At 66.7% G+C, this 12,850-nt stretch carries 8 protein-coding genes and 2 tRNA genes; 6 read left to right on the forward strand and 4 right to left on the reverse strand.

What is annotated here, in order from left to right; all coding sequences use genetic code 11:
• Positions 1-124 precede the first annotated feature (124 nt).
• The 5 genes from clpX to BFF94_RS08615 all read left to right on the forward strand — a co-directional run bounded on the left by clpX (position 125) and on the right by BFF94_RS08615 (position 6,659).
• Positions 125-1,396 (forward strand): ATP-dependent Clp protease ATP-binding subunit ClpX, encoded by a 1,272-nt coding sequence (clpX, locus tag BFF94_RS08595; RefSeq protein WP_006489345.1) that lies wholly within the window; start codon positions 125-127, stop codon positions 1,394-1,396.
• A 197-nt stretch (positions 1,397-1,593) separates the two neighbouring features.
• Positions 1,594-4,017: an endopeptidase La gene (gene lon / locus BFF94_RS08600; RefSeq protein WP_006489349.1), complete on the forward strand. Its 2,424-nt coding sequence runs from the start codon at positions 1,594-1,596 to the stop codon at positions 4,015-4,017.
• A 207-nt stretch (positions 4,018-4,224) separates the two neighbouring features.
• Positions 4,225-4,300 (forward strand) — tRNA-Val (locus BFF94_RS08605).
• Positions 4,301-4,323: 23 nt separating this feature from the next.
• A tRNA-Asp gene (locus BFF94_RS08610) sits at positions 4,324-4,400 on the forward strand.
• 324 nt (positions 4,401-4,724) lie between these two features.
• On the forward strand, positions 4,725-6,659 hold the full coding sequence (locus BFF94_RS08615) for a SurA N-terminal domain-containing protein (RefSeq protein ID WP_128842789.1): 1,935 nt from the start codon (positions 4,725-4,727) through the stop codon (positions 6,657-6,659).
• A gap of 79 nt (positions 6,660-6,738) precedes the next feature.
• Here the strand turns inward: BFF94_RS08615 and BFF94_RS08620 are convergent, their stop codons facing one another.
• Positions 6,739-7,413 carry an arylesterase gene (locus BFF94_RS08620; RefSeq protein WP_128842790.1) on the reverse strand — a complete coding sequence of 225 codons (675 nt, stop codon included), beginning with the start codon at positions 7,411-7,413 and terminating at the stop codon, positions 6,739-6,741.
• Between BFF94_RS08620 and BFF94_RS08625 the strand changes: the two genes are divergently transcribed.
• Positions 7,412-8,113, forward strand: coding sequence for an ABC transporter ATP-binding protein (locus BFF94_RS08625; RefSeq protein ID WP_128842792.1), 702 nt, complete (start codon positions 7,412-7,414; stop codon positions 8,111-8,113). The genes BFF94_RS08620 and BFF94_RS08625 overlap by 2 nt on opposite strands.
• Before the next feature lie 76 nt (positions 8,114-8,189).
• On the opposite strand, the gene pgi is transcribed toward BFF94_RS08625, so the two are convergent.
• From pgi to BFF94_RS08640, 3 genes are all read right to left on the reverse strand, one after another.
• Complete coding sequence (gene pgi, locus BFF94_RS08630) at positions 8,190-9,812, reverse strand: glucose-6-phosphate isomerase (protein WP_128842791.1); 1,623 nt, start codon at positions 9,810-9,812, stop codon at positions 8,190-8,192.
• A 111-nt stretch (positions 9,813-9,923) separates the two neighbouring features.
• Entirely contained in the window at positions 9,924-11,468 is a 1,545-nt protein-coding gene (locus BFF94_RS08635; RefSeq protein ID WP_219139212.1) for an NAD(P)H-hydrate dehydratase, read from the reverse strand.
• Positions 11,469-11,520: 52 nt separating this feature from the next.
• Positions 11,521-12,822, reverse strand: coding sequence for an FAD-dependent oxidoreductase (locus BFF94_RS08640; RefSeq protein WP_128849140.1), 1,302 nt, complete (start codon positions 12,820-12,822; stop codon positions 11,521-11,523).
• Between the last annotated feature and the right edge of the window lie 28 nt (positions 12,823-12,850).

The raw sequence follows: 12,850 nt of genomic DNA on the forward strand, positions 1-12,850 counted from the left end.
CGACGTCCCGAACGCCCCGGGCATCTGCGGCAAGCGCATCCGGCCGGCTCCGGTCGCGCCCTAGGCGCGGCGTTCGGAGCATTCGGCGTATCATGTCATTTACCTGTCCGGAGGCTCTACATTCATGGCGGACAAAAAAGGTTCGAACAGCGAAAAGCTGTTGTATTGCTCGTTTTGCGGAAAGAGTCAGCATGAGGTGAAAAAACTCATCGCGGGCCCGTCGGTGTTCATCTGCGATGAATGTATCGACCTCTGCAACGAAATCATTCGCGACGAGGCGGCTGCCGCCGGCGTCGAGGCCAGCCTGTCCCGGTCGGATCTGCCGAGCCCGCAGGAAATTCGCGACATCCTCGATCAGTACGTGATCGGCCAGGAGCGCGCGAAGAAGATCCTCGCGGTGGCCGTGTACAACCACTACAAGCGCCTGAAGCATCTCGACAAGAAGGACGACGTCGAGCTGTCGAAGAGCAACATCCTGCTGATCGGCCCGACGGGCTCCGGCAAGACGCTGCTCGCACAGACGCTCGCGCGGTTGCTGAACGTGCCGTTCGTGATCGCCGATGCGACGACGCTGACCGAAGCCGGCTACGTCGGCGAAGACGTCGAGAACATCATCCAGAAGCTGTTGCAGAACTGCAACTACGAGGTCGACAAGGCCCAGCGCGGGATCGTCTACATCGACGAAATCGACAAGATCAGCCGCAAGTCGGACAACCCGTCGATCACGCGCGACGTGTCGGGCGAGGGCGTCCAGCAGGCACTGCTGAAGCTCGTCGAGGGCACGATGGCGTCGGTGCCGCCGCAGGGCGGCCGCAAGCACCCGAACCAGGATTTCATCCAGGTCGACACGACCAACATCCTGTTCATCTGCGGCGGCGCGTTCGACGGCCTCGAAAAGGTGATCACCGATCGTACCGAGAAAACCGGCATCGGCTTCGGCGCGACGGTCAAGAGCAAGCAGGAGCGCGACGCGGGCGAAGTACTGCGCGAGACGGAACCGGAAGATCTGATCAAATTCGGTCTGATCCCCGAATTGATCGGCCGTCTGCCGGTGGTCGCGACGCTCGGCAAGCTCGACGAAGCCGCGCTGATGAAGATCCTGGTCGAGCCGAAGAACGCGCTCGTCAAGCAGTATCACAAGCTGTTCGCGATGGAGCGCGTCGAGCTGGAGATCCGGCCGGGCGCACTGCAGGCAGTCGCCCGCAAGGCGATCCGCCGCAAGACCGGCGCGCGCGGTTTGCGTTCGATCATCGAACAGGCGTTGCTCGACGTGATGTACGAGCTGCCGACGATGAAAGGGGTCAGCAAGGTCATCATCGACGAGAACGTCATCGATGGAGACGGCAAGCCCTTGCTGATCTACGAGGACACGCCGAAGGTGGCGGGTTCGAACTGACCGGCTGGCCGACGATGTTCTGCGAAAAAGGCCGTTCATGAGTCCGTGGGCGGCTTTTTTTCGTTTATCTTGTGGGTAACTCTGACTCGACACGCGGTGGTTACTTTCTTACCGAATATTTCCCGCACTTGAAGGCTTGCAATTCGTTGTGGCGGCCTCAATTACCGAACAATTGATTCCACTCATGGGGAAATGAAATGTCAGGCACCCAACTTCTCCCGCCGGAACGCATCACGCTCCCGCTGCTGCCGCTGCGGGACGTCGTCGTTTTCCCGCACATGGTGATTCCGCTCTTCGTTGGCCGGCCGAAATCGATCAAGGCCCTCGAAGCAGCGATGGAAGGCGGCAAGCACATCATGCTCGTCGCCCAGAAAACCGCGGCCAAGGACGAGCCGACCGAAAAGGACATGTACGAGGTCGGTTGTATCGCCAACATCCTGCAGATGCTGAAGCTGCCGGACGGCACCGTGAAGGTGCTCGTCGAGGGCCTGCAGCGCGCGAAGGCGTTGTCGATCGAAGAACAGGAGACGCAGTTCTCCTGCGAAGTGATGCCGCTCGAGCCCGATCATGCCGACAGCGCTGAAACGGAAGCGCTGCGCCGCGCGATCGTGTCGCAGTTCGACCAGTACGTGAAGCTGAACAAGAAGATCCCGCCGGAGATTCTCACGTCGCTGTCGGGTATCGACGAGGCCGGCCGTCTCGCCGACATGATCGCCGAGCGCCTGCCGCTGAAGCTCGACCAGAAGCAGCACATCCTCGAGATGTTCCCGGTCATCGAGCGCCTCGAGCACCTGCTCGCGCAACTCGAAGCCGAGATCGACATCCTGCAGGTCGAAAAGCGCATCCGCGGGCGCGTGAAGCGCCAGATGGAAAAGAGCCAGCGCGAGTACTACCTGAACGAGCAGGTCAAGGCGATCCAGAAGGAACTGGGCGAGGGCGAGGAAGGCGCCGATCTCGAGGAACTCGAGAAGCGCATCAACGCCGCGCGCATGCCGAAGGAAGCCAAGAAGAAGGCCGATGCCGAGCTGAAGAAGCTGAAGCTGATGTCGCCGATGTCGGCGGAAGCCACCGTCGTGCGCAACTACATCGACACGCTGATCGGCTTGCCGTGGCGCAAGAAGAGCAAGGTCAACAACGACCTGTCGAACGCCGAGCAGGTGCTCGACGAGGATCACTTCGGCCTCGAGAAGGTCAAGGAACGCATCCTCGAGTATCTCGCGGTCCAACAGCGTGTCGACAAGGTCAAGGCGCCGATCCTGTGCCTCGTCGGGCCCCCGGGCGTCGGCAAGACCTCGCTCGGCCAGTCGATCGCCCGTGCGACGAACCGCAAGTTCGTCCGGATGGCGCTCGGCGGCGTGCGTGACGAAGCCGAGATCCGCGGCCACCGCCGTACGTATATCGGCTCGATGCCGGGCAAGATCCTGCAAAGCCTCGCGAAGGTCGGCGTGCGCAATCCGCTCTTCCTGCTCGACGAAGTTGACAAGATGGGCATGGATTTCCGCGGCGATCCGTCGTCGGCGCTGCTCGAGGTGCTCGATCCCGAACAGAACCACACGTTCGCCGACCACTACATCGAGGTCGACTTCGACCTGTCGGACGTGATGTTCGTCGCGACGTCGAACTCGCTGAACATCCCGCCGCCGCTGCTCGACCGGATGGAAGTGATCCGTCTGTCGGGCTACACGGAAGACGAGAAGGTCAGCATTGCCCAGCGTTACCTGCTGCCGAAGCAGAAGAAGAACAACGGGCTGAAGGAAGGCGAGATCGACGTCACCGAGCAGGCGATCCGCGACATCATCCGCTACTACACGCGCGAAGCCGGTGTGCGTTCGCTCGAGCGGGAAGTGTCGAAGATCTGCCGCAAGGTCGTGAAGATGCTGCTGCTGAAGAAGGCATCGGGCGCGATCAAGGTCGACGGCGAGAACCTCGACACGTTCCTCGGCGTGCGCAAGTACGACTTCGGCCTCGCGGCGAAGGAAAACCAGGTCGGTCAGGTGACGGGCCTCGCGTGGACGGAAGTGGGCGGCGATCTGCTGACGATCGAAGCCGCGGTGATGCCGGGCAAGGGCAACGTGATCCGTACGGGTTCGCTCGGCGACGTGATGAAGGAGTCGGTCGAGGCGGCGCGTTCGGTCGTGCGCTCGCGTTCGCGCCGTCTGGGCATCAAGGACGAGGCGTTCGAGAAGCAGGACATCCACATCCACGTGCCGGAAGGTGCGACGCCGAAGGACGGTCCGTCCGCCGGCGGTGCGATGACGACCGCGCTGGTGTCGGTGCTGACGGGTATTCCCGTGCGTGCCGACGTCGCAATGACGGGCGAAATCACGTTGCGTGGCGAAGTGCTGCCGATCGGCGGGCTGAAGGAAAAGCTGCTGGCCGCGCATCGCGGCGGCATCAAGCTCGTGCTGATCCCGGAAGAGAACGTGAAGGATCTCGCGGACATTCCGGACAACGTGAAGAACGCGATCGAGATCGTGCCGGTCCGCTGGATCGACAAGGTGCTGGAGCTCGCGCTCGAGCGTTCGCCGACTCCGCTGCCGCCGGAAGAAGAAGCGAAGGCAGCGGCGCCGGTCGGCGAGGCGGCGAAGGATGCCGGCTCGACGGAAGTCGTCAAGCACTGAGACCCTGAACGCCGTCCTTCCTGACGGTTGTTCACGAAACCCGCGGCGATGTCCGCGGGTTTTTTTTATGTGCATCGGAAGCGTGTGCGCGAGCGATCCAAAAAAATCGCGTCGGGGCTTGGCAAAATGATCGGGGATGAATTAAACTTGCGGGCTCGCTGATTGTTGATGCGGAAACGCAGATCGCAGTCAGAACGAATCGGAAACGGGTGCTTAGCTCAGCTGGTAGAGCGGCGCCCTTACAAGGCGTAGGTCGGGGGTTCGAACCCCTCAGCACCCACCAGTTTCCCGATTCAGCCAGACCCAGGAGCGGTAGTTCAGTTGGTTAGAATACCGGCCTGTCACGCCGGGGGTCGCGGGTTCGAGTCCCGTCCGCTCCGCCAGAAAATGAAGAAGCCCGCCTTGTGCGGGCTTTTTCATTTGTACGTCCAGTTGTTGCGCCCGTTCTCGGGCGCGTGACTGCGGCGCGGAGGAAGCCGCCTGCGCGGCTTCCGGCGGGACTCGAAGGGATGCGCGTGCACGCGCATCCGCGGCCTGCGGGAGGTAGGCGAGTCCTGTCCGCTCCGCCAAGCAAATGAAAATGCCCGCCCTGTGCGGGCATTTTCGTTTGTATTTCCGATTGCGCCCGCACGCAGCACGTCTGCTTTTCTCCCGTCCCACCCCGTATGTTGTAATATCGGTCGTTTTGTCCAATTTTCCCGTCACGCATGCTCGATTTCTTCCGTAATCACCAGCGCCTGATGATGGCGCTCCTGCTCCTGATCGTGTTGCCGGGGCTGGGTTTCGTCGGGATCCAAGGCTTCCGCGGTTTCTTCGACGATAGCGCGAACGTCGCGGCAGTCAACGGGCACAAGATCACGCGGGTCGAATTCGACGGCGCGTTCCGCCAGCAGATCGACCAGGCGCGTCAGGCGCTCGGCGGGCAGTTCGACATCAAGATGTTCGATACGCCCGAACACCGCAAGCAAGTGCTCGACGGCCTGATCCAGCAACGCGTGCTGGCCGACGAGACCCAACGCCTGCACCTTACTGCGTCCGACAATGCCGTGCGCGACGCACTGATGAGCGACCCGATGATCGCGTCGCTGAAGAAACCCGACGGTTCGATCGACGTCGAGCGCTATGCGCAACTGCTGTCGTTCCAGGGGATGACGCCCGAGCAGTACCAGGAGCGCGTGCGCTACAGCCTGTCGCTGCAGCAGATTCCGGCCAGCATCGTGTCGAGCGCATTCACGCCGAAGAGCCTCGCGCAACGCCTGTCCGAACTCGCCGCGCAGCAGCGCGAAGTGCAGGCGCTCGTGCTGAAGACGAGCGACTACGCAGCGAAGGTCCAGCCGACCGACGCGCAGCTCACCGCATACTATGACGCGCACAAGCAGGGCTTCGCGACGCCGGAGACCGCGACGATCCAGTACCTCGTCTATTCGCCGGCCGCGGCGGCCGCGAGTGCGCAGCCGACCGATGCGGACATCAAGAAGTTTTACGACGACAACCCGACGCACTTCCGCACCGAAGCGCAGGTTCGCGTGAGCCACATCTTCATCGCCGCGGCTGGCAGCGCAAGCGCGGCCGACAAGGCCGCAGCGAAGACGAAGGCGGAGCAACTGCTCGCCGATGTGAAAGCGCATCCGGACCAGTTCGCGCAGATCGCGCAGAAGGACTCGCAGGACGCGCCGTCGGCCGCGAAGGGCGGCGACCTCGGCTTCATCACGCGCGGTTCGACGGCAGGCGGCAAGGCGTTCGACGATGCCGCGTTCGCGCTCAAGCAGGGCGACGTGAGCGGTATCGTGCAATCGGATCTCGGCTTCCACATCCTGAAGGCGACCGAAGTGAAGCCGGCGGCCGTCAAGCCGTTCGCGGAAGTGAAGGACCAGATCGCGACCGAGCTGAAGCAGCAATACGCATCGAAGGCGTTCACGGACAACGCGGAAGGATTCACGTCGACCGTCTACGAAAAGGCGAAGACGCTGCAGCCGGCCGCGGACAAGTACAAGCTGACGATCCAGACGGCCACCGTCACGCCGACGCCGAATCCGCAACTGCCGCCGACGAGCCCGCTGAACAATCCGAAGTTCCTGGCCGCCGTGTTTGCAAGCGACTCGGTGAAGAGCCAGAACAACACGCAGGCGATCGACGTCGGCAACAACACGCTGATCTCGGCACGCGTGACCGACTACAAGCCGGCCGCCGTGCCCGCGCTCGACGCGATCAAGAATGTCGTGCGCCAGAAGGTCGTCGCCGAGCAGGCCGCGGAACTCGCGAAGAAGGACGGCGCGGCGAAGCTCGCCGAACTGCAGAAGTCGAAGTCGGCCGACGGGTTCGCGCCCGCGCAGAAGGTGGCGCGCACGCAGTCGCAGGGCCTGACGCCGGCTGCGCTCAGCGCCGTCTACAAGGTCGACGGGAAGGCGCTGCCGGCCTACGTCGGTGTCGATCTCGACGCGGACGGCTATGCGATCTACCGCGTGAATGCGGTGATCCCGGGTTCGGCGGTCGATCCACAGCAACTGGCGGCCGCGCAGCAGCAGATGGCGCAGGTCGACGCGCAGAGCGAAGGCGAGGCGTATCTCGCCGCGCTGCGCGATCGCTCGAAGGTGAAGCTGTACGGGGCGACGACCGGCCAGTCGCAGGATGGCGGCAACTGAGCCTGAGCATCGTTTCGTACGCAACAACCAAAAGCCCCGCTTCGAGCGGGGCTTTTGGTTTTCCGGCGGGGCTGCGTCGTCAGCCGCGCGGCTTGCCGAGCAGCGGCTTCAACGCCGGCCAGACATTGTCGAGCAGAATGCCCTGAGCCCGCTGCGCGGGATGCATCTGGTCGGACTGGAACATCTCGGGCTTGTTCTCGATGCCGGCCAGCAGGAACGGCACGAGCGGCACGCCGAGATCCTTCGACAGCCGCGTATAGACGGCGTGGAACTTCTGCGTGTAATCGGGGCCGTAATTGGGCGGCACATACATGCCGACCAGCACGACCTGCGCCCGCGCATGCCGCGCGCCGGCGATGATGTCGCGCAGGTTCTGCTCGGTTGTCGCGAGCGGCACGCCGCGCAGCGCATCGTTCGAACCGAGCTCGACGACGACGATCGACGGCTTGAGCCGCTGCAGCACCGCGGGCAGCCGCGCACGGCCGCCGCTCGTGGTGTCGCCGCTGACGCTGGCGTTCGCGACGCTATAATCGATTCGCTCGGTCGTGAGTCGTTGCCGCAGCAATGCCACCCAGCCGGTGTCGCGCGGCAGCCCGTATTCGGCCGACAGGCTGTCGCCGAGCACGACGATCACGGGCTGGCCCGATGTCGGGGCCGGCGCCGTCACGGCGCGTGCGGGCGCGGTGACGGCCAGCAGGGTGCCCAGCAGCGCGGCGACCGCCGTGCGTCTTTTCCAGCGAAATGTCGTGTCCATGTTCAAGATTACCGATCCGATCATCGAAGTCCGTGACGTGTGCAAACGGGTTGCCGACGCAACGGGCGAGCTGACGATTCTCGACAGCATCACGCTCGCCGTGCGGCCGGGCAGCAGCCTCGCGATCGTCGGCGCGTCGGGGTCGGGCAAATCGACGCTGCTCGGCCTGCTTGCGGGGTTGGACAGCGCGACGAGCGGCACGGTTCGCTTGCTCGGACGCGCGCTCGACCAGCTCGACGAGGATGCGCGCGCCGCGCTGCGCAACGGCGCGGTCGGGTTCGTATTCCAGTCGTTCCAGCTGATGCCGCACCTGACGGCGCTCGAGAACGTGATGCTGCCGCTCGAACTGCAGGGCGGCATCAGCGCGCGCGACGCGGCCGACCGGGCACGGGCGCTGCTCGTGCAGGTCGGTCTCGGCGAACGCACCGCGCATTATCCGAAGCTGCTGTCGGGCGGCGAGCAGCAGCGCGTCGCGCTGGCACGCGCGTTCGTCACGCGCCCGGCGATCCTGTTTGCGGACGAGCCGACCGGCAGTCTCGATGCGGCCACCGGCCACGCGGTCATCGACCTGATGTTCGAGCTGAACCGCGCGCACGGCGCGACGCTCGTGCTCGTCACGCACGATGCCGAACTCGCGCGGCGTTGCGCGACGACGGTGACGATCGACGCCGGACGCATCGTCGCACCGCACGCGGTGTAGCGCGACGCTGAATATTCTTGCCGGCCGCAACGGGCGGAATCGCCCGGTGTGGCCGGCATGTGCATGATGCGTTGCGTCAGCGCCCGAGCGCGGCACGCGCGCGCTCGATCAGCGCGGTCGTCGACGAATCGTGCTTTGCCGGATCGATCGACTCGGCCGTCAGGTCGGCTTCGACCACCTTGCCGAGAATCTTGCCGAGCTCGACGCCCCACTGGTCGAACGGGTTGATGTCCCACACCGTCGCCTGCACGAGCACCTTATGTTCGTAAAGCGCGATCAGCGCGCCGAGCGTGCGCGGCGTCAGCGCATCGACGAGCAGCGTCGTGGTCGGGCGGTTGCCCGGGAACGTCAGGTGCGGCGCGAGCGCCTCCTTGCCGGGCCCGGCGACCTTGCGCGCTTCTTCGAGCGTGCGGCCGAGCATCAGTGCCTCGCTCTGCGCGAAGCAGTTCGCGAGCAGCTTCGGATGATGGCTCGCGAGCGGATGCTCGGGCGTCAGCACCGCGATGAAGTCGATCGGCACGATCGTCGGCCCCTGGTGCAGCATCTGGAAGAACGCATGCTGGCCGTTGGTGCCCGGCTCGCCCCACGTGACGGCCGAGGTCGGGTAATCGACGAAGGTGCCGTCCAGGCGCGCGGATTTGCCGTTGCTCTCCATTTCGAGCTGCTGCAGGTACGACGGCAGGTAGTGCAGCGCTTCCGAATACGGTGCGACGAGATAGCTCTGCGAGCCGAAGAAATTCCGGTACCAGATGCCGATCAGGCCGAGCAGCACCGGCAGGTTGCGCTCGAGCGGCGCTTCGCGGAAATGGCGATCCATGTCGTTCGCGCCCGCCAGCAGCTCGTCGAATTGCTCGGGGCCGATCGCGATCATGATCGACAGCCCGACCGCCGACCACAGCGAATAGCGGCCGCCGACCCAATCCCACATTTCGAATACGTTGTCCGCGGCGATGCCGAACTTCACGACTTCGGCCGGGTTCGCCGACACGCCGACGAAATGTTTCGCGAGCGCGTCCTCGGGGCAGCCGCGCGTGACGAACCAGTCGCGCAGCGAGCGTGCGTTCGTCATCGTCTCGAGCGTCGTGAAGGTCTTCGACACGATGATCGCGAGCGTTTCCTCGGGATCGACCTGTTCGAGCACGCGCGCGAGATCGGCGCCGTCGACGTTCGACACGAAGTGGGTCGAGATGTCGGGTGTCGCGACGTGGTGCAGCGCATGGACGACCATCTTCGGCCCGAGATCGGAGCCGCCGATGCCGATGTTGATCACGTGGCGGATACGCTTGCCCGTGTAGCCCGTCCACGTGCCGCTGCGCACGGCGCGCGCGAAGGTCGCCATCTTCGCGCGCTCGGCGCTCACCTGCGCGTGGAACGGCGCTTGCGGGTCGGTTGCGCGCAACGCGGTGTGCAACGCGGCGCGGCCTTCGGTCGGGTTGACGATCTCGCCCGCGAACATCGCGTCGCGGCGCGCTTCGACGCCGGCGTCGCGCGCGAGCTGCACGAGCAGGCGCAGCGTTTCGTCATTGATGCGGTTCTTCGAGAAATCGGCCGCGAGACCGCCGCCCGGGATCGTGAAGCGTTCGGCGCGAGTCGGCGCGCGGTCGTTTTCCGGCGCGAACCAGTCGCGCAGCCGGGCGTGGCGGATCTGTTCGAAGTGGGATTGAAGGGCAGTCCAGGCGGGGAGCGAATTCAGCGTCATGGCGGTTCGAGTGAAGCGTGAATCGGGAGGAATGCCGCGCCGGCTCATCGGGATCGGAAGGCCGGCGGACGAGAAGGCCCGCCGTGCGGCGGGGCAGTCAGTATAGCGGCGTTACGTGTCTGCGCGCGGCGACGGATAAAAATGGCGATTGATCAACGTGCGTACCATCGGCGCGAGTTCGCCCGCGGTGAGCCCGGCCGGCCCGGTGCCGTTCGCGGTCAGCGTGTCGGCCGCGAGGCCGTGCAGGTAGACGCCTGCGAGCGCCGCTTCGTATGGCGCGACGCGCTGCGCGAGCAGCGCGCCGATCAGGCCGCCGAGCACGTCGCCGGTGCCGCCCGTGGCGAGCGCCGCATTGCCGGTCGGATTGATCGTCACGCGGCCGTCGGGGGCCGCCATCACCGTGCCCGAGCCTTTCAGCACGACGATGGCCGCATGGCGCGCGGCGAGCGCCTGCGCGGCCGCGACGCGGTCGCGCTGCACCGTCGCCGTGTCGCTGCCGAGCAGCCGCGCGGCCTCGAGCGGATGCGGCGTCAGCACGCACGGATTGCCGCGCGCGCCGCGCGTGGCGACGGCGGCCGCGAGATCCGCGTGCGTCGCGACGAGGTTCAGTGCGTCGGCATCGAGCAGCGTCGCGGCGTCGTGCGTCAGCACGTCGCGCACGAGCGTGGCCGCGGCCTCGCGCGTACCGAGCCCGCAGCCGGCCGCGATCGCGGTCATCGCGCCGAGATCGAGGTTGTCGGCCGGATGCAGCATCAGTTCGGGGAACGGTGGGTCGTACGGCGGCGCGCCGGTGCCGAGAAAGCCGACGTGCACCTTGCCGGCGCCCGCGAACAGCGCGGCGCGCGCGGCCAGGATCGGCGCGCCGCACATGCCCGTGTCGCCGCCGAGCACCGCGAGGCTGCCGAACGTGCCCTTGTGGGACGCGAACGCGCGCGCGGGCAGCGCTGCGGCGAACCGCGCCGGCGCGTTCAGCACGATGGCCGGCACGGCGGGCGGCGCGACGTCGAGCGACGCGACGTCGATCTCGCCGGCGAGATCGCGGCCGTCGCCCGTGTAGAGGCCCGGCTTCGCGCCGATGAAGGTGAGCGTGTGGGTGGCCGCGACGGCGACGCCCGCGCCGACGATCCGGCCCGTATCGCTGTCGAGCCCGCTCGGCACGTCGAGCGCGAGCACGTGGCCGCCGCTGCGCGCATGCGCGGCGATGCGCGCGGCCTGCTCGGCGAATGCGCCGTCGAGCGCGCGGCCGAGACCGATGCCGAACAGCCCGTCGACGACCCACGCATAGCCGTCCAGCGAAGCGGGCGGCGTGGCCGACAGCGGGACGCCGGCTGCGCGCGCGAGGCCGAGCGCCCATTGCGCGTCGTCCGGCTTCACCGGCACCGGCATCCACGCCTGGATCGCGACGCCGAGCTGCTGAAGGTGCGCGGCGGCAACCAGCGCGTCGCCGCCGTTGTTGCCGGGGCCGACCGCGAACCATACGGGGCGATCGTCCCCGGAGACGCGCTCGGACAGCCAGCGCGCGGCGGCGGCGCCCGCGCGGCCCATCAGCGTGTGCGGCGGCAGCGCCGCGGTTGCGTCGGCTTCGGCCGCACGCAGGTCGGCGACGCGCAGCAGCGCGATCGGATCGGAATCGGGAAGCGGGCGGGTAACGGTCATCGCGGGATCGTGGCGGGTGGCAAGGATGCCGCCCGGGACGAGCCCGCGGCGGTCAGGTCGTGAAGCGCCCGGCGCGCAGCGCGGCGAGCGTGTCGGCGGGCCAGTGCTGCACGTCGCCGCCCAGATAGTCGGTCACCACTTTAGCAGACCCGCACGCGAGCCCCCAGCCGGCCGGGCCGTGCCCGAAATTGACGAACACGCGCGGATGCGGGGTCGGACCCACGACCGGCAGGCCGTCCGGCGACAGCAGTTGCGTGCCTTGCCATGACAATGCGGCCGAGATCCTGGCGGCGCCGGGCACCCAGTCGTGTACGGCCTGGCCGAGCAGCGCGAGCGCGGCCTCGGACAGCGGCTCGGCGAGCGGCTTCGCGGTGTCGGGCAGGCTTTGCAGCACGGCGGCGCCGCCGACGCGCAGCCGCTGGTGGGTGCGCGTGATCGAGATCCGCTTGATCGAGTCGACGACGCTCAGGTGCGGCGCGTGTTCTTCGTACGCGACCGGCGCGGTGAGCGTATGAACGCGCACCGGGTGCAGCGGCAGGTGCCAGCCGAGCCGTTCGAGCAGCGGCAGGCTGCCGGCGCCGGCGGCGACCACGATCGCGTCGGCGGAGATCACGTCGACTTCGCGTGCGTTCGCCGCATTCCGGTTGCCGGGCGGGACGAGCTCGACTGCGGCGCGGCCGGTGTCGGCGCGGATCGCGGCGACGTCCGCGCCGAAGCGAAACTGCACGCCGTGCTCGTCGAGCGTCTGCTTGACCAGTTTCGCGAACAGCGGGCAGTTCCCGGTGCGTTCGGTCTCGAGCAGCACGCCGCCGGCGAAGCCGGGCTCGGCCGGCACCGACGGCTCGAGCGCCGCGCATTCGTCGGCGTTCAGCGTGCGATACGGCTGGTCGAGCGTGCGCAGCAGGTCGAGCGCGGGCTGCATTGCTTCCCAGTCGCGCGGATCGCGCACGACATGCAGGATGCCGGGCTTCTGCTCGAACTCGAGTTCGAGGTGCGCCTCGATGTCGGCGAGCATGTCGCGCGACGCATCGATCAGCGGCCGCAGCCGCGCGTACTGCGCGGCGAACGCGTCGGGTTCGCGCAGCGTGCCGAGCTGCTTGACGAAGCGGCGCACGCCGCCGTTGAAGCCCGGCTTGTAGACGATGCCGCTGTCGCGCGGCTGGCGCTGACGCATGAAGGTCGGGCCGAACCAGACGTCGAGCGGGCTCGGCAGCAGTGCGCCGCCGTCGCCGTAGGTCGCACCCTGCGCGACGGTCGCGTGGCGTTCGACCACGCACACGCGATGGCCGGCCGCGCGCAACTGGTAGGCGGTGGCGACGCCGCTGATTCCGCCGCCGATGACGATGACATCCATGGATTGCTTCGATGACGGGTGGCGCGCA

Origin of the sequence: Burkholderia catarinensis, from assembly GCF_001883705.2 — a bacterium.
GTDB classification, from domain to species: Bacteria; Pseudomonadota; Gammaproteobacteria; order Burkholderiales; family Burkholderiaceae; genus Burkholderia; species Burkholderia catarinensis.

Coding starts and splice junctions, on each gene's coding strand:
- pgi (WP_128842791.1), bottom strand. CDS start 9,812: ATGACGCTGAATTCGCTCCCCGCCTGGACTGCCCTTCAATCCCACTTC.
- BFF94_RS08635 (WP_219139212.1), bottom strand. CDS start 11,468: ATGACCGTTACCCGCCCGCTTCCCGATTCCGATCCGATCGCGCTGCTG.
- lon (WP_006489349.1), top strand. CDS start 1,594: ATGTCAGGCACCCAACTTCTCCCGCCGGAACGCATCACGCTCCCGCTG.
- BFF94_RS08640 (WP_128849140.1), bottom strand. CDS start 12,822: ATGGATGTCATCGTCATCGGCGGCGGAATCAGCGGCGTCGCCACCGCC.
- BFF94_RS08620 (WP_128842790.1), bottom strand. CDS start 7,413: ATGGACACGACATTTCGCTGGAAAAGACGCACGGCGGTCGCCGCGCTG.
- BFF94_RS08625 (WP_128842792.1), top strand. CDS start 7,412: ATGTTCAAGATTACCGATCCGATCATCGAAGTCCGTGACGTGTGCAAA.
- BFF94_RS08615 (WP_128842789.1), top strand. CDS start 4,725: ATGCTCGATTTCTTCCGTAATCACCAGCGCCTGATGATGGCGCTCCTG.
- clpX (WP_006489345.1), top strand. CDS start 125: ATGGCGGACAAAAAAGGTTCGAACAGCGAAAAGCTGTTGTATTGCTCG.